At 66.6% G+C, this 22,820-nt stretch carries 19 protein-coding genes; 10 read left to right on the top strand and 9 right to left on the bottom strand.

Annotated elements, in window-relative coordinates:
• Positions 1-2 precede the first annotated feature (2 nt).
• The 4 genes from mtrB (at position 3) to hpf (ending at position 5,375) form a co-directional block, all read left to right on the top strand.
• On the top strand, positions 3-1,988 hold the full coding sequence (gene mtrB / locus IEY68_RS11690) for an MtrAB system histidine kinase MtrB (protein ID WP_156426140.1): 1,986 nt from the start codon (positions 3-5) through the stop codon (positions 1,986-1,988).
• Positions 1,985-3,790, top strand: a complete 1,806-nt coding sequence (lpqB, locus tag IEY68_RS11695) for an MtrAB system accessory lipoprotein LpqB (RefSeq protein WP_058854439.1) — start codon at positions 1,985-1,987, stop codon at positions 3,788-3,790. The genes mtrB and lpqB overlap by 4 nt, the downstream gene beginning before the upstream one ends.
• Positions 3,791-3,967: 177 nt before the next feature.
• Entirely contained in the window at positions 3,968-4,465 is a 498-nt protein-coding gene (locus IEY68_RS11700) for a ComF family protein (protein WP_308434960.1), read from the top strand.
• A 190-nt stretch (positions 4,466-4,655) separates the two neighbouring features.
• Entirely contained in the window at positions 4,656-5,375 is a 720-nt protein-coding gene (hpf, locus tag IEY68_RS11705) for a ribosome hibernation-promoting factor, HPF/YfiA family (RefSeq protein WP_229718732.1), read from the top strand.
• 43 nt (positions 5,376-5,418) lie between these two features.
• Here hpf and bluB read toward each other — a convergent pair whose 3' ends face one another.
• The 6 genes from bluB to IEY68_RS11735 form a co-directional block, all read right to left on the bottom strand.
• Positions 5,419-6,051: a 5,6-dimethylbenzimidazole synthase gene (gene bluB, locus IEY68_RS11710; protein ID WP_058854436.1), complete on the bottom strand. Its 633-nt coding sequence runs from the start codon at positions 6,049-6,051 to the stop codon at positions 5,419-5,421.
• A gap of 254 nt (positions 6,052-6,305) precedes the next feature.
• On the bottom strand, positions 6,306-7,562 hold the full coding sequence (locus IEY68_RS11715; RefSeq protein ID WP_058854435.1) for a fatty acid desaturase family protein: 1,257 nt from the start codon (positions 7,560-7,562) through the stop codon (positions 6,306-6,308).
• 215 nt (positions 7,563-7,777) lie between these two features.
• Positions 7,778-9,151 carry a fatty acid desaturase family protein gene (locus IEY68_RS11720; protein WP_058854434.1) on the bottom strand — a complete coding sequence of 458 codons (1,374 nt, stop codon included), beginning with the start codon at positions 9,149-9,151 and terminating at the stop codon, positions 7,778-7,780.
• A gap of 385 nt (positions 9,152-9,536) precedes the next feature.
• Positions 9,537-10,691 (bottom strand): ferredoxin reductase, encoded by a 1,155-nt coding sequence (locus IEY68_RS11725; RefSeq protein WP_373292970.1) that lies wholly within the window; start codon positions 10,689-10,691, stop codon positions 9,537-9,539.
• Between the two features lie 162 nt (positions 10,692-10,853).
• On the bottom strand, positions 10,854-11,357 hold the full coding sequence (locus tag IEY68_RS11730; protein ID WP_058854432.1) for a DUF6912 family protein: 504 nt from the start codon (positions 11,355-11,357) through the stop codon (positions 10,854-10,856).
• Positions 11,358-11,367: 10 nt separating this feature from the next.
• Positions 11,368-12,777, bottom strand: coding sequence for a WS/DGAT/MGAT family O-acyltransferase (locus tag IEY68_RS11735; RefSeq protein ID WP_058854431.1), 1,410 nt, complete (start codon positions 12,775-12,777; stop codon positions 11,368-11,370).
• A gap of 312 nt (positions 12,778-13,089) precedes the next feature.
• Here IEY68_RS11735 and secA point away from each other — a divergent pair, with 312 nt between their 5' ends.
• Complete coding sequence (gene secA / locus IEY68_RS11740; RefSeq protein ID WP_058854430.1) at positions 13,090-15,936, top strand: preprotein translocase subunit SecA; 2,847 nt, start codon at positions 13,090-13,092, stop codon at positions 15,934-15,936.
• A gap of 82 nt (positions 15,937-16,018) precedes the next feature.
• Here secA and IEY68_RS11745 read toward each other — a convergent pair whose 3' ends face one another.
• Positions 16,019-16,408 (bottom strand): DUF732 domain-containing protein, encoded by a 390-nt coding sequence (locus tag IEY68_RS11745; protein ID WP_058854429.1) that lies wholly within the window; start codon positions 16,406-16,408, stop codon positions 16,019-16,021.
• Positions 16,409-16,779: 371 nt separating this feature from the next.
• Between IEY68_RS11745 and IEY68_RS11750 the strand changes: the two genes are divergently transcribed.
• From IEY68_RS11750 to IEY68_RS11765, 4 genes are read left to right on the top strand one after another with little or no spacing between them, the layout of a single operon-like run.
• Positions 16,780-17,877, top strand: a complete 1,098-nt coding sequence (locus IEY68_RS11750) for an ABC transporter substrate-binding protein (protein ID WP_058854428.1) — start codon at positions 16,780-16,782, stop codon at positions 17,875-17,877.
• Positions 17,874-18,704, top strand: a complete 831-nt coding sequence (locus tag IEY68_RS11755; protein WP_058854427.1) for an ABC transporter ATP-binding protein — start codon at positions 17,874-17,876, stop codon at positions 18,702-18,704. The genes IEY68_RS11750 and IEY68_RS11755 overlap by 4 nt, the downstream gene beginning before the upstream one ends.
• Positions 18,697-19,575, top strand: a complete 879-nt coding sequence (locus IEY68_RS11760; RefSeq protein ID WP_058854426.1) for an ABC transporter permease — start codon at positions 18,697-18,699, stop codon at positions 19,573-19,575. The genes IEY68_RS11755 and IEY68_RS11760 overlap by 8 nt, the downstream gene beginning before the upstream one ends.
• 10 nt (positions 19,576-19,585) lie before the next feature.
• Complete coding sequence (locus IEY68_RS11765; protein WP_058854525.1) at positions 19,586-20,923, top strand: LLM class flavin-dependent oxidoreductase; 1,338 nt, start codon at positions 19,586-19,588, stop codon at positions 20,921-20,923.
• A 40-nt stretch (positions 20,924-20,963) separates the two neighbouring features.
• Here IEY68_RS11765 and IEY68_RS11770 read toward each other — a convergent pair whose 3' ends face one another.
• Complete coding sequence (locus tag IEY68_RS11770; RefSeq protein ID WP_058854524.1) at positions 20,964-21,317, bottom strand: GntR family transcriptional regulator; 354 nt, start codon at positions 21,315-21,317, stop codon at positions 20,964-20,966.
• 4 nt (positions 21,318-21,321) lie between these two features.
• Complete coding sequence (locus tag IEY68_RS11775) at positions 21,322-22,296, bottom strand: SdpI family protein (RefSeq protein ID WP_058854425.1); 975 nt, start codon at positions 22,294-22,296, stop codon at positions 21,322-21,324.
• A gap of 110 nt (positions 22,297-22,406) precedes the next feature.
• On the opposite strand from IEY68_RS11775, the gene IEY68_RS11780 reads away from it, so the two are divergent.
• Positions 22,407-22,751 (top strand): TfoX/Sxy family protein, encoded by a 345-nt coding sequence (locus IEY68_RS11780; RefSeq protein WP_058854523.1) that lies wholly within the window; start codon positions 22,407-22,409, stop codon positions 22,749-22,751.
• Positions 22,752-22,820: the final 69 nt, after the last annotated feature.

Consider the following 22,820-nt stretch of genomic DNA (forward strand, 5'->3'; position numbering starts at 1 on the left):
ACGTGCGGCAGGCGTTGACGCCGGTCAACGAATGGTTCCAGCACGTCGGCAAATCGCTGGGTCTGCTCTGGCGGCGCTCGTTGCAATTGCGGGTCATCGTCTCGACGCTGACGCTGTCGCTGATCGTGATCATGGTGCTCGGTGTTGTGCTGACCAGCCAGATCACCGATCGACTGCTGGACGCCAAGATCGCCGCGGGGGTCGAGGAGATGGACCGCGTCCGCAATACGGTCGAAACCCAACTGACGGGGGTCCACGACATCACCAGCCAGCAACAGCGGCTGACCGATGCCCGTGAGTCACTCTCCAACCGGCGCGATTCGAGCCGGACCGGCGGCGAGGCGGGCAGTTTCGATTCGGCGCTGAGCATGATCGGCGGGACCCCACAGCAGGTGATCACCGCCGGGCCGATGACAGAGGTGCCCGACGCGCTGCGCCGGTTCGTCCAGCGAAACCAGGTCAGCTACCAGTTCGCCACGGTCGCGGATCCGGACGGCTATCACGGCCGCGCGCTCATCATCGGCAGTCCCAGCGCCGAGGTGCCCACCCTGGAGATCTATCTGATCTTCCCGCTGGGCAACGAGGAACGTAGCCTGGCGCTGATGCGCGGCACCATGCTGGTCGGCGGTGTGGTGCTGCTGATCCTGCTGGCCGCCATCACGGCCCTGGTGACCCGTCAGGTGGTGCTGCCGATCCGGTCCGCCGCCCGGATCGCCGGTCGCTTCGCCGACGGGCGGCTCAAGGAACGCATGCTGGTGCGCGGCGACGACGATATCGCCCGGCTGGCCAAGGCTTTCAACGAAATGGCCGAGAGCCTGTCCAATCAGATCAATCAGCTGGAGGAATTCGGCAATCTGCAGCGGCGCTTCACCTCCGATGTCAGCCATGAACTACGCACCCCGCTGACGACGGTGCGGATGGCGGCCGATCTCATCCACGGCAGTAGCGACGATCTCGATCCCGCGCTGGCCCGCAGTGCCGAACTGCTGGTCACCGAACTGGACCGGTTCGAAGGACTGCTCAACGATCTGCTGGAGATCTCGCGCCACGATGCCGGCGTCGCCGAACTCCAGGTCGAATCGCTGGATGTACGGATGTGCGTCCGCGCGGCCATCTCCACAGTGCGGCATCTGGCGCGGGACGCCGCGACCGAGGTGGTTATCGACCTGCCCGAAGAACCGGTGGTCGCCGAGGTCGATCCGCGGCGTGTGGAGCGGGTGCTGCGCAATCTGCTCGCCAACGCGATCGATCACAGCGAGGGCAAACCCGTCCTGATCCGGATGCGCGGCGATACCGAAGCCAATGCCCTCGCCGTGGTGGTGCGGGACCAGGGTGTCGGTCTGCGGCCGGGGGAGGAAAAGCTGGTGTTCAGCAGGTTCTGGCGGTCCGATCCCTCGCGGATGCGCCGCTCCGGTGGGACCGGGCTCGGCTTGTCGATCAGTGTCGAGGACGCCAACCTGCACGACGGCAGACTCGAGGCCTGGGGACGTCCGGGCGTCGGCGCGAGTTTCCGGCTGACCCTGCCGCTGGTCCGTGGTCAGAAACTGGGCAAGAGCCCGCTGCCCCTGGAACCCGGGATGCGTCGTGCGCCTCGGCCGCCGGACGGCGACGGTGATCGAACCAGCGGCGAGCGGGTGGAACTCGGCCCTCCGGTCACCGAAACCGAGCCCTGGGCGCCCCGCCCGGCAGTGGCTCCCGAGGCCGCGCCACCGGCTTCGTCGGCACCAGGCGCTACCGCGGATTCCGGGACCGCGGAACCGGCCCCGGCGGCGACGGATGTTCCGGTGCCCGGTCCGGATCCGGATACTGCCGCGTCCACTGCGCCGGAGAGCGGCGCCGCCCCGGATGGTTCCCCGGAGAGCAGTTCCGGGGAGACCGGTACGGATTCCGATACGCCCACGCAGGATCCGGATCGCGGGAAACCGGGGCCGTCGGATCCGGCGGACGGAGGCTCTGTGATCACCGACAGCGGAGACCAGAAATCATGACCGCGCGCATTCGGCGGTTACGGCTGCTCGTCGTGATGGCCGCGGTGCTCGGCCTGGCCACCACGGCCGGTTGCGCGAATCTGCCCGATTCCTCGCAGCCCCAGGCACTCGGCACGATCAACCAGGAACCCATCGCCGAGGGCCCCCCGCTCCCCACCAAGGGCCGTGACCCGGATCTGCTGCTTCGGGATTTCCTACAGGCCACCGCCGACCCTGCCGACGGTCATCTGGCCGCCCGGCAGTACATGACCCCCGCCGCCTCCACCCAGTGGAACGATGTCGACTCCCATGTGATCGTGGAACGGGCGGACACCCTGCGGGAATCACGGACCGAGAACGAGGCGACCTATGTGCTGCGCGCGCGCAAGGTCGGGGAACTCTCCGAGGACGGTTCGTATCACGCGGTCGACGGGATCATCGAGAACAAGATCGAGATGACCCGGATCGACGGCCAATGGCGGATCGACGAACTGCCCGACGGTGTGATGATGGAGTACAGCGCCTTCACCCAGTCCTACCGCCGGCAGGCCCTGTACTTCGTCACCGCCGACGGCCAGCACGTGGCCCCGGATCTGCGCTGGATCGCGGGCCGCCCGGACGAACTGGCCCAGCAGTTGGTGAACAAACTGATCGCGGGCCCGCAGCCGTATATCGCCCCGGCCGTGCGTAATTACCTGGCTCCGCCCGTGGCGGTGCGCGGTACGGTCACCAAGGCCAACGGCGATCCGGTCGGCGTCGGAGTGGGGCTGGGCGGGGTACGGATCGATTTCACCGGGATCGGCGAGATGAGCCCGCGTGACCGCGAATTGTTCGCCGCCCAAGTGGTACTCACCCTCGCGAGCGCCGATGTACTGGGTCCCTACATGCTGCTCGACGACGGCCGGCCCTTGGACGAGCGGTTCGCCGGCAACGGCTGGTCGGTCGACGATCTGGGCACGCTCGCCGACTCCGTGCAGCCGGGGGCGCTGATCGGCTTGCACGCGCTTCGCGACGGCAAGCTGGTCAAGGTCGAGGCGAACCGGGCCCCGGCCCCGGCTCCGGGATATTTCGGCGAGGTGCAGAACCTGCAATCGGTCGGCCTGTCACCGGACGGCAAACTGGTGGCGGCCGTCGCCGACGCGGGCCGCCAGCCGCCGCAGCCGCAGCGCACGCTGATGGTGGGCAGCTACGGGGGCAACGCCTTCCCGGTCGCCGAGGGCGGTGCCATCACCCGCCCGTCCTGGACCGACGACGGCAGTGCGGCCTGGGCTGTCATCGACGGGAACCGGGTGATCCGAGCGGTCACCAATCGCGATACCGGCACCGTCTCGGTCCAGGAGGTGGATACCACCCAGCTGACGGCACCGGATTCCGGACCCGCTTTCGAACTACCGATCACCGAACTGCGGATTTCCCGCAACGGGGTGAGCGCGGTACTGATCGCCGACGGGAAGGTGTACGTCGCCATGGTGCTGCGCCGGCCGGACGGTACCTTCGCACTCACCTCACCGCGGCAGATCGCCATCGAACTCAGTACCGCCGCGACCTCGGTCGACTGGTTCAGCGACGATACGATCATCCTGGCCACCGCCGGTAACGTCGACCCGGTCCGTACGGTGAAGATGGACGGCTCCGGAACGGCCTCGCTCGGCGGTCGTAACCTCACCCCGCCGGTCCGCCAGGTCACCGCCTCCATCGAACGGCAGTATGTCGCCGATTCGCGGGCGGTCCTGGAATTCACCCGAACCCCCGAGGGGGGCGACCCCTACTGGCGCGAGGTTCCCGGCCTCGGCGCGGATGCCGTCCCGGTGCTGCCGGGCTGATTCCCCCCTCGTGGTGTCGGTCCCCACCGGCACACTGCGGTCATACGGACCCTGCTGGATCTGGTCGTACCCTCCGAATGCGCCGGCTGCCGGACACCCGGGACACCGTGGTGTGCCGGGTGCGCGCGCAGTGTCACCGGCCCGCCGATCCGGGTGTACCCACGGTCGGACCCGGGCGTGCCTTGCTGGGCGCTGAGCCGCTACCGCGGCCCCGCCCGGCAGGCCGTGCTCGCGGCCAAGGAACGGAACCGGCGCGATCTCGCCCGGCCGCTCGGACTCGCTCTCGCCGCGGGACTGGCCGAGTTGCGAGACCCGGACCGGCCCCTGATACTTGTACCCTCGCCGAGCCGGAGCGCGGCGGCACGGCGCCGTGGCGGTGACCCGGTACTGCGATGCGCGTGGATCGCGGCGCGGTCGCTGCGCAGTTGCCAGGTCCTGCCCTGTCTGCGAGTCTGGTGGGGAGTACGTGATTCGGCCGGTTTGACGGCGCGCGAGCGCGACCGCAATCTACGCGGCCGGGTGAACGTTGTGCCTTTCCCCGGCCATGCGGCGAACGCACAGGTCGTTCTGGTCGACGACGTGTTGACGACAGGCGCCACGGTATCGGCCTGCGCCCGTGCCCTCGTTGCCGCAGGAACACGCCCTGATGGCGTATTCGTGACGTGTGCCGGGTGAATCCGGGAAATTTGCGTGAACAGTGGCGAACCTTCGATCCTCGTACTAGCGTCGCGTTCACACACCCGATCCGGGAGTTTGGAGGTGGGCCTCGTACATCACGTGCCGGCCGACTGGATCCGACATGGCCGGCACCGTTTCATCCCGCCGCATGCGACGACAAGTGTGTGGCCAGATCCGGGAGGTACGCGTGACGACTACTTCACGACCTTCAGTACAGGACACAGCCCAGACGGAGTTGGAGGACCAGCTCGACCGACCACGGGACACCCGTGCGGAGATCGTGGTCAAGGGCCGCAACGTCGAGGTGCCCGACCATTACCGAATCTATGTGTCGGAGAAGCTGTCCCGTCTGGAACGCTTCGATCCATCGATTTTCCTCTTCGACGTGGAACTCTTCCACGAGCGCAACCGTCGTCAACGCAAGAGCTGCCAGCGGGTGGAGATCACCGCACGCGGCAAGGGTCCGATCGTTCGTGCCGAGGCCTGTGCGGATAGTTTCTACGCCGCGTTCGAGGCCGTGACCGCCAAGCTGGAGAGCCGGCTGCGTCGCACCAAGGACCGCCGCCGCGTCCACTACGGCGAGAAGACCCCGGTCTCCGTGCACGACGCCACCGCCGAACTGGCCGAGGACGCGCTACTCGCTGATCTCTCCGATCTCCCACACGATCATTCCCCACATACCCGGAGACGTTCCGATTTCGCGGCCGACTACCCCGAATACGAGGGGCCCGGTCATATCGTGCGGACGAAGGTGCACTCGGCGATCCCCATGACAGTCGATGATGCCCTGTACCAGATGGAGTTGGTGGGTCACGATTTCTTCCTGTTCCAGGACAAGGAAACCGATCGACCGTCGGTGGTCTACCGCCGGCACGCCTTCGACTACGGCTTGATAAGGCTCGCATAGCCGACGCTGCAGCCGACCGGTCCCTACGGGCCGGTCGGCTTTCTCATTTCCCGGTGGCGCCGGTGTACCGCTCCCGGTGCACGGCGGCACTCAGCGGTCGCCGGTCGCGCCAGCCGAAACGTTCCAGATCGGGAACGTGCTGGAATTCGGTGACCGGGCCGATACAGAGCCAGGCAACCGGCCGGATATCCGCGGGCAGATCGATCAGGCCGGCGAGGAAAGGTTCGTCGTAGAACGACACCCAGCCCACCCCGATCTGCTCGGCGGTGGCGGCCAGCCAGAGGTTTTGGATCGCGAGAATCGTCGAATACAAACCGGTTTCGGGTACGGTCGCCCGGCCCAGCACCTGTGGTCCACCCCGCGAATCGTCGTGCACGACCACGATGCCGGTGCCGCTCTCCTCGATTCCCTCGATCTTGACGGGCGCGAAGGTATGTGCCCGCTCGGTGGGTAGCGATCGCGCGAAATCGAGCCGCCGCTCGGCCACATGGGCCGCGAACTCACGCAGTGTCACCGGTTCGCGAACGACAACGAAATCCCACGGCTGCGAATTACCGACACTCGGCGCGCAGTGCGCCGCCTCCAGAATCCGCCACAGCGTGGAATCGTCGATCGGCTCCCCGGTGAACTCCGCCCGCACATCTCGCCGGGTCCGAATAGCCTCGTAAACGCTCATCACAGCGCCATTGTGGACGCCCGGTCCGCGGTGGGACGCGGCCGGGGCCCCGCTATCCCCTGGGCCGTCACCGCATCGCGTTGCCTCGGCATACGGTGTGTCTCGACCACCGAGCCTGCCTCGTATCCGATCGCCTCCACGAACTGCCGCTCTTACTCGGTGGCGAGTCCTACGAGGTCGAGTAGCTCGGCGAGGCGGCGATCCACCCGCCCCGCGCGGCCGTATCCGGGTGGGGCGGGTGGTTACTCACCTTGTCAGCCCGCGAGAGCCACCGCGCGGCGGCGGAGCCGACGACGGCCTTCCGCGATCGCAGTGCGCAGACCGCGCCGCTGTCCGGTGACCGGATCGAACGTGGATACCGCCTGTCCGTTGAACTTCCGCTCCGAGGCGGTTTCGGGGGCGTCGTCGGAGGTGTGCCGCAGGTATTTGTCGGGCAGCGACAGTTTCGCGATGGTGCGCCAGGCCTTGAAATACTGGACCGGCAGTGAACCCGTGGTGTACGGCAGGTCGTATTTATCGCACAGCTCGCGCACCCGGACCGCGACCTCGGCGTACCGGTTGCTGGGGAGATCGGGGAAAAGATGGTGTTCGATCTGGTGGCTGAGGTTCCCGGTCATGAAGTGCAGGAGCTTGCCGCCGGAGATATTGGCGCTGCCCAACATCTGCCGCAGGTACCACTGGGCCTGCGATTCGCCGTCGATATCGGCCTTGGTGAATTTCTCGGCACCGTCGGGGAAGTGGCCACAGAAGATGACCGCGTTGGTCCAGATGTTGCGGACCACGTTCGCCGCGAGGTCGGCGGTGAGGGTGTGGAAGAACGAGGGGCCGGTCAGCAACGGGAAGACGACATAATCCTTCAGCACCTGCTTTTTGATCTTGGCCTTCACCTCGCCGGCCTTACGATCGAATTCCGCGCGCTGCGGGGTTCCCGGTTCGAACTTTCCGGCCGCGAGTTTGCCGAGTTCGAGGTGCTGGATCGCGACGCCGTATTCGAACAGCGATTGCAGTACCAGGTTGTAGACCGGGTTACCGATATAGAACGGCTTCCAGCGCTGGTCGCGGGTGACACGCAGCAGGCCGTAGCCGATATCGTCGTCCATTCCCAGGACATTGGTGTACTTGTGGTGCAGGTAGTTGTGGGTGTGCTTCCAGTGCTTGGATGGGCCCGCGTTATCCCATTCCCAATGCGTGGAGTGGATCTCCGGATCGTTCATCCAGTCCCACTGGCCGTGCATCACATTGTGCCCGATCTCCATGTTCTCGATGATCTTGGCGGTGCCCAGTAGCGCCACGCCGGCCAGCCAGGCCGGGGGCAGGAAACTGGCGAACAATACAGTACGGCCGCTGATTTCGAGGGCGCGCTGCAGTCTGATGACGTTGCGAATGTATCGGGCATCCCGCTCGCCCCGAGTCGATTCGATGTCCCGGCGAATCGCGTCGAACTCTGCTCCGAGAGCCTCCACGTCCGCTTCGGTGAGATGCGCGTATTCCTTGACATCCGAGATAGCCATGGCGGCTACCCTACCGTAAGTTACGACACCGTAGGTTTGGGGCTTCGGTCAGAAAATGTGGCGTGTACCCTATTGCGCGTCCCAAAACAGAATGATAGGTCGAGCACAACCGCCATCGTAGCGCGTCACACTTGGGCCTCGAAGGTAATGATCGCATCCCGTGGCAGCCGTGTTACACCCGCCACGCGATCATATTTCCCGAAAGCGGACGCCGGTCAGGCGGAGTACGAGGTCTGTGATTTGCGCAATGCGTGCCGGGCTCGCCGGAGCAGATCCTTCTCCTGCCGGGCTTTGGCCCGAAAAGTCCGCTCGGCGCTGCGCAGCACTTCTCGCTCCTGCTCGGCCTTGGCGCGCAACGCGATTTTCGCCTCGTGCATCGCCCAGCGCAGCCCACGGCGCTTTCCGGTCGCCGGGTCGATACTCCACGGCAAATTCTCCGAGCCCGCATGCAGCGTGACCCCGGCGAATTTGCGTTCGGAGGAGGTTTCCGGCGCGTCGTCGGCGGTGCGGCGCAGGAACCGGTCCGGCAGGGCGAGTTTGTGGATGGTGCGGAAGGCCAGCAGATATTGCTTGCCCAGCGATCCGGTGGTGTAGGGCAGATCGTATTTCTCGCAGAGTTCGCGTACGCCCGCCGCGACCTCGGGGTAGCGGTTACTGGGCAGGTCCGGGAACAGGTGGTGTTCGATCTGATAGCTCAGATTGCCGCTCATGAAACCCATGACCGGACCGGCCGAGAAGTTCGCGCTGCCGAGCATCTGCCGCAGATACCATTCACCGGGCGTCTCGCCCTCGAGCTGTTCCTCGGTGAACTTCTCCGCACCGTCGGGGAAATGGCCGCAGAAGATCACGGCGTATGCCCACAGATTGCGGACCAGATTCGCGGTGGCGTTCGCTTTCAGAGTCGACATGAAAGCGGGCCCGGTGACCGCCGGGTAGAGCAGAAAGTCTTTGGTCACCTGCCGGGCGATCTTGCGGGCGAACAGTTTGTTGGGCTCGGAGAGGACCTGGTACCGCGGTGTGTCGGAGAGCTCCTTGTCGATGGTCCAGTCGTGCAGGGCGATGCCCCATTCGAAGGCCGCGGCCAGGACGATATTGGCGAACGGCTGCACCAGATGCACCGGCCGCCACGGTTCGTCACGCGTCATTCGCAGGATGCCGAAGCCGAGGTCTTCGTCCTTGCCCAGCACGTTGGTATAGGTGTGATGGGAATAGTTGTGGGCCCGCCGCCACTGCGCCGACGGGCCGGTCATATCCCATTCCCAGTTGGTCGAGTGGATCTCCGGATCGTTCATCCAGTCCCACTGGCCGTGGCTGATGTTGTGGCCGAGCTCCATGTTCTCGATGATCTTGGCGACCGACAGCATGGCGGTGCCGGCCACCCAGGCCCAGCGGTTGCGGCTGCCGAACAGCACGGCGCGGGCGGCGAGTTCCAGGCCGCGCTGGGCGGCGATGCTGCGCCGGATGTACCGCGCGTCCCGCTCACCCAGGGATTGCTCGACGGACCGGCGGATCGTGTCGAGTTCCTGGCCCAGTGTCTCGACATCCGCGGCCGTCAGGTGGGCAAAGGCTCTGATGTCGGTGATGGCCACCGGCGTCCCTTCTGTAGGCGCTGTATGCGAAGACGAGGTCGGATCAGGCGTACCTCCGCCTTCGCTCCGGCCGTGCGCGTTCGTATGCTGACACTCCGTCCACACGGCTGGTCTGTGTGGGACCACGCGTACCTCCGCCTTCGCTCCGGCCGTGCGCGTTCGTATGCTGACACTCCGTCCACACGGCTGGTCTGTGTGGGACCAGGCGTACCTCCGCCTTCGCTCCGGCCGCGCGTTCGTATGCTGACACTCGTCCGCCTGCTGGTCCGTGTCGGACCCGGGCGGACACCGGAAGAGGGTTTCGGGGATCTTCCCGGAATGGGAAGCAGCCTACGTTCACCTCGAGGGTACCGCTGTGTACTGGTCTCGGGGCGAACGTGTCCGGTCATACCTCCAGCGTGCAGTCGCCCGCCGCGGCCGAGATGCATGTCTGCACTTTCTCTCCTTCGAACCGCTCGATCCCGTTGCGAAGATCGCGGGCGTGTCCCGAGCTCAAGGTGACCACACAGGTCTGGCAGATACCCATCCGGCAGCCGAACGGCAACTGAACACCGGTCGATTCACCGGCTTCCAGCAGGGTGGTGGCGCCGTCCACGGTAACCGTGCGACCGCTCTTACCGAAGGTGACGGTGCCGCCCTCGGTGGTCGCCGACCGCTCCACCTCGAACCGTTCCACGTGCAGTGCCGATTCGAGACCGGCCGCGTGCCAGTGCTTCTCGATCTCGTCGAGCATGCCCAGGGGGCCGCACGCCCAGGTCTGGCGTTCCCGCCAATCCGGGTAGAGCTCGTCCAGCGCGTCGGTGGCGAACTTGCCCTTCTCGCCGGTGAGGTGCACATGCGAGACGAATCCGGGATGCCGGGCGTGTAGATCGTCCAGTTCGGCGGCGAACATCACGTCCTCGGCGGTACGCGCCGAATGGATGTGCACCACATCGGTGACCGCGTCGCGCCGATCCATGGCCCGCAGCATCGACATCACGGGTGTGATCCCGGAACCGGCGGTGAGGAACAGCACCTTCGGCGGTGGCGGGGACGGCAGGACGAACGCGCCCTGCGGTGCGGCCAGCCGCACGACGGTGCCGGGCGACACCCCGTTCACCAAGTGGCTGGACAGGAAACCCTCGGGCATCGCCTTCACCGCGATGGCGATGACCTTCTTGCCGTAGCGGGGGTCGTTCCAGTCGGGCGGGCTGGTCAGCGAGTACGAACGCCAGTGCCAGCGACCTTCCACGAGGATCCCGATACCGATGTACTGCCCGGGTTCGTAACGGAAATCGAAGCCCCACCCGGGTTTGATCACCAGTGTCGCCGAATCGGCGGTCTCCTTGCGGACGTCGACTACGCGGCCGCGCAACTCCCGCGCCGACCACAACGGGTTGGCGAGGTGCAGATAGTCGTCGGGTAGCAGGGGGGTGGTGACCCGTGCCACCGCCCCTCGCAGCAGATTCAGTTTGCCGCCGCGTTCGGCGATACCGGCCGCCGGTGCCTCCAACCAGTCCTTGACACCGCGCACCGTCATCGCGTTCGGTTTCCTGCCCATTTGCGCTGTTCTTCTCCTGTGTCCTCCGCGCCCGGGGCGCGCCGTGGCACCAGGTTACGGCATCGTAGGTTCCCCTGGGGTCGCAGGCGAGTGGCGCCCGGGGACCCGGTTGTGACTCACAGCTGTCGCGCGCGGCGGCCGTCCTCGGTCACAAGTGCCGGGCTACAACAGGTCGATCAGGAAGGGCAGTTCCTGGGTGGCGTACCAGGCCAGCTGATGGTCCTCGGCGTCGCCGAGGACGAACTCGGCGTCCTCGTCGCCCAGGTCGGCGGCATCGATGATGTCGACCGCCTTGGCGACCGCAGGTTCGGCCTCGGCCAGGTCCATATGAACCGAGGCGATCCGCTTGTACTGGATCGGTCCGTCCAGTTTCACGACCGCGTCGTCGAGGTCCGGCCGCAATATCGCGCCCGTCACATCCACCGCGATCACCGCGCGGCGATACATCGGGGGAGTGGAACCGTGTACTTCCTCGGCCAGCAGCCGCAGCACCGCCCGCGCCGCCTCGGCCATGGCGACCTCGGCCAACTCCTCCTCGTCGCCCGATGCGTAGGCCTCACGCAGTGCCGGGGTGAGCGCGAAGGCCGTCCCGCCGACCGCGTGCAGTTCGTGTGTGTCCACGAGTTCGCGCAGCATCGGCACGGTGGCCGGCACGTACACCCGCATGGTCTTGCGGTCAGAGGCAGGCACCGAGTATCTCCTCCATCGATTCGGGTACCGACGCGGCCAGAACCCCGATATCGGCCATCGCCTCGCGGTCGGCGTTGAGTCCGTAGCAGACCCGTCCGTCGTAGGACGTGATCCCGATACTCGTCGCCTGGTTGCGCAGCAGTGGCGAAACCGGGTACATCTCCAGCATCCGCGCGCCGCCGACGAACATCGGTGTCTGCGGGCCCGGCGCGTTGGTGATCACCAGATTGAACGTATGGTCTGCGAACGTACTCGCCGCCCGCACACTCATCGCGTGCAGGCTGGCCGGAGCGAAACCGGCGAGATGCACCAGGGTCGAGGCCCGGACGCCGTGGCGGCCGCGGGCATCCTCGGCGGTGGCGTGCGCGATATGGGAGAGCCGCATCACCGGACTGGGTTCGCCCACCGGGAGGTCGAGGAGGAACGGGGTGATCCCGCTGGGCAGTGTGCGCCCGGTGCCCGGATCGCCGCTGTAGCCCGACATCGGGACCACCGCACGCAGCACGCTCGATTCGGTGAGGCCCTTGTTCCGGGACAGCAGCCAGTTGCGCAGCGCGCCGGTCACGACCGCCAGTACGACATCGTTGATCGTGCAGCCGTTCTGCTCGTGCACTCGTTTGTAGTCGGCCAGGTCGGTCACCGCGACGGTGAACCTGCGCTGGCGGGAGGTGCGGGCGTTCAGGGGACTGTCCGGTGTCCCGCTGGCCGCCGACCGGACCGCCGTCGCCATGCTGTCCAGTGTTCTGCTCGCCGCGCCGACGAGCCCGGCGGTACCGGCGCCGACCTCGCGCAACACCTCCACAGCGGAACCGGGCTGGGCCACCAGATGTCCGAGCGCGCCCAGCAGCAGATCGGTATCGCTGGGTTCACGGCCGGGGATCCACGCATCGTCGGCGATCTCCCGCGGGGACTCGGCCCCGTCCACGATGACATGCCCGATCTCCAGTGCGGCGTGCCCGTCGACCAGTGCGGCGTGGGACTTGGTGTACAGAGCGCACCGCCCGCCGCTCAGGCCCTCGATCAGGTACATCTCCCACAGCGGGCGGCCGGGGTCCAGCGGTCGCGAACCCAGCCGGGCGACCAGCTCGTACAGCTGCTCGTCGCTGCCCGGTGACGGGAGCGCGGAACGCCGCAGGTGGTAGGTGATATCGAAATGGCTGTCCTCCACCCAGACCGGCCGGCCCAGCGACAGCGGGATCTCGCGCACCTTGCGCCGGTAGCGGGGTACCAGGGGTAGGCGGGACTCCACCAGATCGACCAGCTCCTGGTAGTCGAGGATCCGCTCGTCGTCGTCGGCTGTGTTGTCCAGAACGGCCAGCGACCCGATGTGTACCGGGTGAGTGGTCGATTCCAGCCGGAAGAAGTCCGCGTCCTGCGGCGTCAGCTTCGCTATCACCCTGGTCTCTGCCCCTTCGGAGTCCGGAATACGGTATCCATTGTGACCAGGTGACACGTGTTCCCGCACCATTGTGTGTGATATTCCGATATGTAATTCGAGGGCTTGCGCGGGGAACCGCGGTGATATACCCGGGACGGGACCCATCGGCCGCCGAATGTGACCGAGGCACACTGGCCGGGTACGCGACGGCGCCTACCATGGGAGCCGCATTACCATGAAGCAAGCTGCGGCTACGCGGTCCGTGACACCGACCGCGCCGCCGTGCACATCGGAGCCGAAACCGACCGACCCAGAGGACTGACGAGACTCGTGCCTGCGCTGACACTGACGAGGTTGCTACGTTTTGGTGAGGGTCGCATGGTCAAGCGGCTCTCCCATCTCGCCGACGAGGTGCTCGGTCTCGAAGGCGAGTACGAGGACCTCACCGATACCGAGCTGCGTGCCAAGACCGACGAGTTCCGCGAGCGTTACGCGGACGGGGAATCGCTCGACGATCTACTGCTGGAGGCGTTCGCGGTGGCGCGCGAGGCCTCATGGCGGGTGCTGCAGCAGAAGCACTACAGGGTGCAGATCATGGGTGGTGCCGCGCTGCATCTGGGCAATATCTCGGAGATGAAGACAGGTGAGGGCAAAACCCTGACCTCGGTCCTGCCCGCCTATCTGAACGCGATCAGCGGCGACGGTGTGCATATCGTCACGACCAACGACTACCTGGCCAAACGTGACTCCGAGTGGATGGGCCGGGTGCACCGTTTCCTCGGTCTCGAGGTGGGCGCGATCCTGGCCGGCATGACGCCGCCGCAGCGGCGCGCGGCCTACCACGCCGATATCACCTACGGCACCAACAACGAATTCGGCTTCGACTATCTGCGCGACAATATGACCCATTCGCTGGACGATCTGGTTCAGCGCGGACACAATTTCGCCGTGGTCGACGAGGTCGACTCCATTCTGATCGACGAGGCGCGTACTCCTCTCATCATCTCCGGCCCGGCGGACGCTTCCAGCAAGTGGTATGCGGAATTTGCCCGAATCGCCCCATTACTGAAAAAAGATCTCCACTACGAGGTCGATATCAAGAAACGCACCATCGGCGTGCACGAGGCGGGTGTGGAATTCGTCGAGGACCAGCTCGGTATCGACAATCTCTACGAGGCCGCGAACTCCCCGCTGGTGAGCTACCTGAACAACTCCGTCAAGGCCAAGGAGCTCTACACCAAGGACAAGGACTACATCGTCCGCGACGGCGAAGTGATCATCGTCGACGAGTTCACCGGGCGCATCCTGGTCGGCCGTCGCTACAACGAGGGCATGCACCAGGCGATCGAGGCCAAGGAAGAGGTCGAGATCCAGCCGGAGAACCAGACCCTGGCCACCATCACGCTGCAGAACTACTTCCGCCTCTACGACAAACTCTCCGGTATGACCGGTACCGCCGAAACCGAGGCGGCCGAGTTGCACCAGATCTACAGCCTGGGTGTCATCCCGATCCCGACCAACAAGCCGCCGATCCGTATCGACCAGGCCGACCTGATCTACAAGACCGAAGAGGCCAAGTTCAACGCGGTGGTCGACGATGTGGTGGAACGCCATGAGGCGGGCCAGCCGGTGCTGATCGGTACCACCAGCGTGGACCGTTCGGAGTATCTGTCCAAACAGCTCACCAAACGCGGCGTTCCGCACAATGTGCTCAACGCGAAGTTCCACGAGAAGGAAGCGCAGATCATCGCCGAGGCGGGCCGCCCCGGCACGGTGACCGTCGCGACGAATATGGCCGGCCGCGGTACCGATATCGTGCTCGGCGGTAACCCCGACATCATCACCGACACCCTGCTGCGCCAGCAGGGCCTGGACCCGGTGAACACGCCCGAGGAATATCAGGCCAACTGGTTCCACGCGCTGGAGAAGGTCAAGAAACAGGTCGCCGAGGACGCCGAGGCGGTGAAGGATGCCGGCGGTCTCTATGTGCTCGGTACCGAACGCCACGATTCCCGGCGTATCGACAACCAGCTGCGCGGTCGTTCCGGTCGTCAGGGCGACCCGGGCGAGTCCCGCTTCTACCTGTCGCTCGGTGACGAACTCATGCGCCGCTTCAACGGCGCGGCGCTGGAGTCGATCATGACCCGGCTCAACCTGCCCGACGATGTACCGATCGAGGCGAAGATGGTCTCCAAGGCCATCAAGAGCGCACAGACCCAGGTCGAGCAGCAGAACTTCGAGATCCGCAAGAACGTGCTCAAGTACGACGAGGTGATGAACCAGCAGCGCACCATCATCTACGACGAGCGCAACCAGATCCTGCGCGGCGAGGATATGGAGGGCCAGGTCCAGAGCATGATCACCGATGTGGTCACCGCGTACGTGGACGGCGCCACCGCCGAGGGCTATGTGGAGGACTGGGATCTCGACAAGCTGTGGAGCGCACTGAAAACTCTCTACCCGGTGAGCTTGAACCATCGCGACGTCACCGGTGAGACCGAGGTCGGTGAAGCCGGTGAACTCACCCGCGACGATCTGCTCGATACGTTGCTCGACGATGCCCACGCCGCCTATGAGCAGCGTGAGTCCGAGATCGACGGGATGGCGGGCGAAGGCAGTATGCGCACGCTGGAACGTCAGGTGCTGCTGTCGGTGCTGGACCGGAAATGGCGTGAGCATCTCTACGAGATGGACTACCTGAAGGAAGGTATCGGCCTGCGCGCGATGGCCCAGCGCGATCCGCTGGTCGAGTACCAGCGTGAGGGCTTCGATATGTTCGCCAACATGCTGGAGGGGTTGAAGGAGGACGCGGTCGGCATCCTGTTCAACGTCCAGGTGGAGGTCCAGCAGCCCCAGCCCGAGGGCGTTCAGGTGGATTCCGGGCTGCGCTCCCCGATCGGCTCGCAGCCGGTGCCGCCGAGCAGTCAGTACCCCACGGAGAAGCTTCCGATCATCAACGGTGCGCCGCCGGCGCTGCGCGCTCGTGGTATCGGCGATTCGGGCCCGCGGGGTCTGAGCTACTCGGGACCGGACGAGGGTGGCCGCACCGCGGTGCACAGCGATGCGGAGGAGTACGGCGACGATGCCCCGACACAGGGCACTCGCCGGGAACGCCGCGAGGCAGCCCGGGCCCAGACGAAACAGGGCCGGGGGCCGAAGACTCCGCGGAAGCACTGATCCGGAACCGGCGGCGCCGCTCCCCTGGAAAGGGGAGCGGCGCCGCTGTATCGGGGGTCCGGAATACCCGGGGGACTCCGGCTCAGCTCATCACGGTGTACTGCGGGCAGTAGACCCTGACCGCGGCTTCCAGGAACATATAGGGATACTCCACGAACGGCCGCGCCTCCTCGGCGAGGTAGGAGCGGTTCGCCGCGGTGTTACCGGAGGTGCCGAGGTACTCGCACTGGGCGTGTGCGAGGGCGATCGCCGCGTCCTGGAGTTGGCGGGTCTCGTCGTCGAACGCACTGGCCCGGAGGAATTCCCGGTCCGCGAAGGGTAGCTGCGCGACGGAGTCGTCCTTGCCCGCCGGGCTGTGCACACCCGTGGAACCCGGCCGCGAGACGCCGGGGTAGGGGTGTGCGTAGGCACTGGAGAAGCTGCCGAACACGAGCGCGGATGCGACCGCGCCGATGGCCAGAGTTTTGAGCATCGTTCCTTCTGTGTTCGATAGTGCGGGACGGGATGGGCAGGCGGGCCCGCCACGACAGCTCGGGCCGGACTGTCGCGCCGACGTCTCGTTGCCGTCTCGGCCGAATAACTTCGGTGCGTGCCGCATATTAACTCGCCGCCGAGCTGCTGGTTTGCTGATTTACGCTGCGTCGCCGAACATCCCATCAATTCAGCTGATCGATTTCCTGGAATATGCGGTAGCCGGAGGTTTCCCGGGCGCCGCGACCGAGGCCGCACCGGGTGGGCAGAAGGCGGCAGGTTTGGATTCGCCCTGAGGGAAAGGGTTCGCAGGCGCGGTCGCGAACCGCACGATAGCCGGGCAGCACAACCACATCACAAGGGACAGAACCCATGCCAGTACGCCCGGATACGATACGCAGACACCGTCGGCCGTCGGCCGTCGTATGCCTGGCGGCGCTCAGCGCCCTCGTGATGCTGCTGAGCGCGTGCGGCGCGGGTGGCGAGGCGGCCAAAACGGCCGACGGGAAGACGATCCTGCGGTATCAGGGCTGGTCCGGGAAGGTGGCATTCCACGAACTGGCCGCCGACCTCGGCTACTACGACAAGATCCAGCTCGAGTGGGTCGGCGACACCACCAGCGGCCCGCAGGACATTCAGTCCGCGGCCACCGGCGAGATCGAATTCGGCTCGGCGTTCAACGGTGCCGTCGTCAAACTCAACGCCGCCGGTGCCCCCATCACGTCGGTGCTCAGCTCCTACGGCGCCGACGCGAACGAGTACACCGGGTACTACGTGCTGGAGAACAGCCCCATCCGGTCGGCCCGCGATCTGATCGGCAAGAAGATCGGGATGAACACCCTCGGTGCGCACCACGAATTCCTCACCCGCGAATGGCTCGCGCAGCAGGGACTGGCCCCCGACGAGATCAAGTCGGTACAGCTGGTGGTGGTACCGCCGGTGAACACCGAGCAGGCGCTGCGCGAGGGGCAGATCGATGTCGCCACGTTGAGCTCGATCCAGCGGGAGAGTGCCCTCGATCGGGGTGGTATCCGGCCCCTGTTCACCGACCGGGACCTGTTCGGCGCGTTCAGCTACGGCACTTACGTGATGCGCGACGATTTCATCGCCGCCAACCCCGAGGCCGTACGCGATTTCGTGCAGGGAACAGCGCGCGCCATCCGCTGGACCCAGATCCATCCGAGGGAAGAAGTGGTGGCCCGTTTCCTCGACATCATTCAGAAGCGGGGCCGCACGGAAAGTGCCGAACCCGTGAAGTACTGGCGCAGTTCCGGGATCCCGGTGCCGGGTGCGGTGATCGCCGAACGCGAGTTGCAGATCTGGATCGACTGGCTGGTCCGCAACGGCGAACTCGACGAAGGCAAGCTGACGGCCCGCGACCTCTATACCAACGAGTACAACCCATACGCCAACGGCACCTACCCCGCCGACGGTGGACCCGACGGACAAGCATTGGCCGGTGAGAAATGAGCACGACGCCCAAACTCCGCCTGGACGGGGTGACCAAGAAGTTCCCGATCCGGGGCCAGAAGACCGATCTCACCGCGGTCGAGGATATAACCCTCGACCTCGCGGCCGGGGAGTTCCTGGTGCTCGTGGGGCCCAGCGGTTGCGGTAAATCCACGCTGCTCGATCTGCTGGGCGGCCTGAGCACCCCGACCTCCGGGCAGATCCTGCTCGACGGCAAGCCGATCACCGGGCCCGGTCTGGATCGGGGGATCGTCTTCCAGCAGTACGCGCTGCTGCCGTGGCGCAGCGCCCGCCGCAATATCGAGTTCGGGCTGGAGGCCAAGGGCGTGCCCAGGGCCGAACGCCGGGAACGCGCCGAGCACTATCTCGAACTGGTCGGGCTGGCCGGGTTCGCCGACCGCTACCCGCACGAACTGTCCGGCGGTATGAAACAGCGCGTCGCGATCGCCCGCAGCCTGGCCTTCGATCCCGAAGTGCTGCTGATGGACGAACCGTTCGCCGCGCTCGACGCGCAGACCCGGGAATCGCTGCAGGACGAGCTGCTGCGGATCTGGGAGCGCACCGGCAAGACGATCCTGTTCATCACCCACGGCATCGACGAAGCGATCTATCTGGGGCAGCGGGTCGCTGTGCTCACCTCCCGTCCCGGCCGGGTCAAAACGGTGGTCGATATCGATATCGATCGCACCGCCGAGGACATTCGCTCCGGTGCGGAGTTCCGCGCTCTGCGCCACCGGATCTGGTCCCTGCTGCACGACGAGGTCGAGCGCGCCCGCACGCTCGAACTCGCCGATATCTCGACGACCGAAGAGGTTCAGCATGTCTAGCGCTCTCGCCACCGGCACTCTCGACGCGCCGCGCGCCACCGGGACCGAGCCGGCTCGTACGCGGCCCGCGGCACCGGCGAATACCTCGGGGCGCCGGATAGGGCAGCGGCTGGCCGGGCTGGCCTGGCGGGTGGCGAAACCGTCGATCGCGATCCTGGCCTTCCTGGCGCTCTGGGAGATCGCGCCCCGGGCAGGTCTGGTCGACAAGGTTTTCCTGCCGCCGTTCACCGAGGTCGCCGCGACCTTCTTCGAGCTGACCGCCAACGGGCAGCTGTGGGAACACGTATCGACCAGTCTGTCCCGCGCGCTCACCGGATTCGTGATCGCGGCGGCGATCGCGGTACCGCTGGGGGTCGCGATCGCGTGGTACCAGCCGGTGGCCGATTTCCTGAATCCGGTTCTCGAACTGTTCCGTAATACGGCGGCACTGGCACTGCTCCCGGTGTTCATCCTGATCCTGGGTATCGGTGAGACCTCGAAGGTGGCGCTGGTGATCTACGCCTGCGCCTTCCCGATCCTGCTCAACACCATCTCCGGGGTGCGCACGGTCGAACCGCTACTCATCAAATCGGCGCGGTCGCTCGGGTTCTCCCAGATCGCGCTGGTCTACAAGGTGGTGTTACCGGCGGCGGTGCCGACCATCTTCACCGGTCTGCGGATGGCCGCGGCCTCCTCGATCCTGGTGCTCATCGCGGCCGAGATGGTCGGCGCCAAGGCCGGACTGGGGTACCTGATCACCGCCGCGCAGCTCAACTTCCAGATTCCCGATATGTATGCGGGGATCATCGCCATCGCGCTGGTCGGCCTGGTCTTCAACGCCGTCCTGGTGTTCGTCGAGCGTCGGCTGTCCAGCTGGCGCGTTGCCCTCTAGACAGGTAGTGATGTCGCACCAACTCCATCTCAACGCGTTCCTCATGGGTGTCGGCCACCACGAGGCGGCCTGGCGGCATCCGCGCACCGAGGCGCGCGATGTGCTGCGGGTCGGCCATTTCCAGGAACTCGCGCGGATCGCCGAACGTGGCAAGCTCGATTCGGTGTTCTTCGCCGACGGACTCGCGGTGGGGCCGCGGATCGAACGCAATACGCAGGCGGTCTTCGAACCGATCACTCTGCTGTCGGCCATGGCGGTGGTCACCGAACACGTCGGTCTCATCGCCACCGCGTCCACCGGGTACAACGAGCCCTACAACCTCGCCCGCAAATTCGCCTCGCTCGATCAGATCAGCGGCGGGCGGGCCGGATGGAACATCGTCACCTCCGGCACCGCCGACGAAGCCGCCAATTTCGGCTACGACCAGGTCCCCGACCATGATGGGCGCTATGTACGGGCGGCGGAGTTCGTCGACGCCGCTGCGGCGCTGTGGGACTCCTGGGAGGCCGACGCCGTCGTGCTCGACGCCGAGTCCGGTGTTTTCGCCGATCCCGCCAAGGTGCACACCGTCGATCACCACGGTGAACGGTTCAAGGTGCGTGGACCGCTCAATGTGCCGCCCTCGGCGCAGGGCCGCCCGCTGCTCGTGCAGGCCGGTTCCTCGGCCAGCGGTAAGGATTTCGCCGGGCGCTACGCCGAGGCCATTTTCACCGCGCAACGCTCGATCCCGGAGGGCCAGGAGTTCTATCGCGAGGTGAAGGCCCTGGCCGCCGGGCACGGACGCAACCCCGACGAGGTGAAGATCCTGCCCGGGATCGTGCCGTTCATCGCCGATACCGAAGACGCGGCGATTCGGCTCGAACAGGAGTTCACCGACCTGATCTCGCCGGAGTACTCGCTGCGCCAGCTCTCCCAGATGCTCGGCCTGGACCTGACCGATCATCCACTCGACGCACCGCTGCCCCCGCTGCCCCCGATCGAGCAGATCCGTGGCAACCAGAGCCGGTACCAGCTGGTCAAGGATCTGGCCGCCCGGGAATCGCTGACCGTGCGCAAGCTGATCGCCGCGCTCGGCGGCGGCCGCGGGCACCGCACCATCGCCGGGACCCCGCAGCAGATCGCCGACGATCTACAGGCCTGGTTCGAAGCGGGTGCCGCCGACGGATTCAACGTGATGCCGCCGTATCTGCCGGGCGGGCTGGACGATTTCGTCGATCAGGTCGTTCCGATCCTGCAGGCACGCGGGCTGTTCCGCACCGAGTACACCGAGACCACGCTGCGCGGGCACTACGGGCTCGGCCGCCACACCGGCCGCTTCACCCCGGCCGCGGCCGGGGTCGGCGCGTAGCCGCGACCCGGCCACCCGTCCCGGCGACGGGAGGCGCGGATCAGCGCGCGGCGGCGCGGACCAGGTCGATCAGTTCCGTTTCGTCGAGGTCGATGCGGCGGGCCGCGTCCACGAGTTGCCGGGCCAGGTCGATGACGGCGGCTCGTCCGTCGGGGATTCCGGCGCGGACCGTCGCCCCGCGCCCCCGGCGCAACTCGATCAGCCCTTCGTCGCGCAACCGCTGATATCCGGCGAGCACGGTATGGATGCTGACGTCCAGCGAGGCGGCCAGTTCACGCGCGCCGGGCAACCGGGTTCCGGCGGGTGCGTCACCGTCGGCGATCGCTCGCCGTAGGCAGGCCGCGATCTGGTCGGCCAGCGGTTCCGGCCGTGCCGGGTCGACGCGGATCAGCATCGGTTCAGTCCGCCCGTGCGACAACACCGGCCAGCACACCCGCACCCGTTTCGGCGTCGTCGACCGAGACCGCGAACCGGCGGCCCGAACGGCGGGTCACCACGATTCCCGGTCCGGCGCGCAGTACGACGGCCGTGGCGCCCGGGATCAGCCGGATACCGTACCCGCCGTACCGCAGGGGTGAGATGTCCTCGGCCGAGACCTCGGTGATGTCCGCGGGGCGCAGCCGCCACCGCGGCAGGCCCAGCGGTCCGGTTCCCACGGTGAGGCCGCGCTGGTCCACGACGACCCGCACCAGTGCCAGATGCACGAGCAACACGCCGCTGAGTGCCAGCAGAATGCCGGTGAGCGGCTGCGCGACGAAGCCGAGCACCACACCCATGAGCACCGCGACCACCCCGGTCATCAGCATCCATGGCGAAGCCGCCCGCCGCGACCAGCTGACTCGTTCCGTACGTCCGATGGCGAGAGGTTCGGCCGGAGCCGGTGCCGCCGTGGTGACCGGGCTCGCCGGTGCCGCGATCCAGCCCGCCGCGCCGAGCACCAGCCCGGCGAGCGCCGCGATCGCGAACGCCCAGCCGGACAGGGTGACCTGGGCGGGATCGGGCACGTCCAGGTTGGCGATCGTGGCTGCCAACATGATCACCCCGACGAATCCGCCCACGCCCCAGGAGGTTCCGACGAGCAGCCGGATCGGGTCCGCCGCGCTGTCGGCCCGGCGCAGCGGCGTGCCCCGGCGGACCCCGATCAGCAGGGTCGCGGCGAATACGATCGCCAGGCCGGCACCGAGGCCGGCGGAGACGAATATGGCCGGAACCCGCCCGGTGAACCCGTCGGCGCCGTCGGCCCCGAAATGGGTGGCCAGCGGATCGGGCAGCCGATCGGCTGCCGCGGCCAGCAGCACGATATCGGGAACGATGGCCAGGATGGGCGGTAGTCCGGCGAGCAGGCAGAGCCGGATCGAGCTCAGGGTGTTCATGGGCACCTCCTTGTTATGGTTGAAGCATAATAAATGGCTCATTATTCGGTTCGTTCGGTTCGGTCGCCGGTTCGGCAGGCTTGTCGGCCGGTGCGCGCACACTGATCCCCATGGCATACGACGAGGAACTGGCGGAACGGGTCCGGGATGTGGTGGGCATCGGCGCCGATGTATCCGAGCGCAGGATGTTCGGCGGACTCGCCTTCCTTTTCGGTGGGCATATGGGAGTCGCCGTGAGCCGGGAGGGCGGGCTGATGGTGCGGATGGAGCCCGCGGCGGCCACGGCGCTGGTCGACGATATCTCGGTGACCCCCATGGTGATGCAGGGCAGAGAACTGGACGGATGGCTGCGGGTGACCGATGCGGCGGTCACCGACGATCGCGATCTCACGGCCTGGGTGGACCGCGGTATCCGGTTCGCACGATCACTACCACCCAAGAAACCGAAACGCTGACCCCGGACAGGGGGCTACCCGCCGGCCGCGGTCGCCCGTCGCCACGGTCGGCGGTCGCCCGGCGGTCGG

The organism is Nocardia jinanensis (assembly GCF_014645735.1).
GTDB lineage: Bacteria > Actinomycetota > Actinomycetes > Mycobacteriales > Mycobacteriaceae > Nocardia > Nocardia jinanensis.

Bases quoted from the DNA above. Each gene is read 5' to 3' on its own strand.
- IEY68_RS11755 (WP_058854427.1), top strand. From the start codon at position 17,874: ATGAGCACGACGCCCAAACTCCGCCTGGACGGGGTGACCAAGAAGTTC.
- IEY68_RS11770 (WP_058854524.1), bottom strand. From the start codon at position 21,317: ATGCTGATCCGCGTCGACCCGGCACGGCCGGAACCGCTGGCCGACCAG.
- bluB (WP_058854436.1), bottom strand. From the start codon at position 6,051: ATGAGCGTTTACGAGGCTATTCGGACCCGGCGAGATGTGCGGGCGGAG.
- lpqB (WP_058854439.1), top strand. From the start codon at position 1,985: ATGACCGCGCGCATTCGGCGGTTACGGCTGCTCGTCGTGATGGCCGCG.
- IEY68_RS11715 (WP_058854435.1), bottom strand. From the start codon at position 7,562: ATGGCTATCTCGGATGTCAAGGAATACGCGCATCTCACCGAAGCGGAC.
- IEY68_RS11775 (WP_058854425.1), bottom strand. From the start codon at position 22,296: ATGAACACCCTGAGCTCGATCCGGCTCTGCCTGCTCGCCGGACTACCG.
- IEY68_RS11750 (WP_058854428.1), top strand. From the start codon at position 16,780: ATGCCAGTACGCCCGGATACGATACGCAGACACCGTCGGCCGTCGGCC.
- IEY68_RS11745 (WP_058854429.1), bottom strand. From the start codon at position 16,408: ATGCTCAAAACTCTGGCCATCGGCGCGGTCGCATCCGCGCTCGTGTTC.
- IEY68_RS11725 (WP_373292970.1), bottom strand. From the start codon at position 10,691: ATGGGCAGGAAACCGAACGCGATGACGGTGCGCGGTGTCAAGGACTGG.
- IEY68_RS11765 (WP_058854525.1), top strand. From the start codon at position 19,586: ATGTCGCACCAACTCCATCTCAACGCGTTCCTCATGGGTGTCGGCCAC.
- IEY68_RS11780 (WP_058854523.1), top strand. From the start codon at position 22,407: ATGGCATACGACGAGGAACTGGCGGAACGGGTCCGGGATGTGGTGGGC.
- IEY68_RS11760 (WP_058854426.1), top strand. From the start codon at position 18,697: ATGTCTAGCGCTCTCGCCACCGGCACTCTCGACGCGCCGCGCGCCACC.
- IEY68_RS11730 (WP_058854432.1), bottom strand. From the start codon at position 11,357: ATGCGGGTGTACGTGCCGGCCACCGTGCCGATGCTGCGCGAACTCGTG.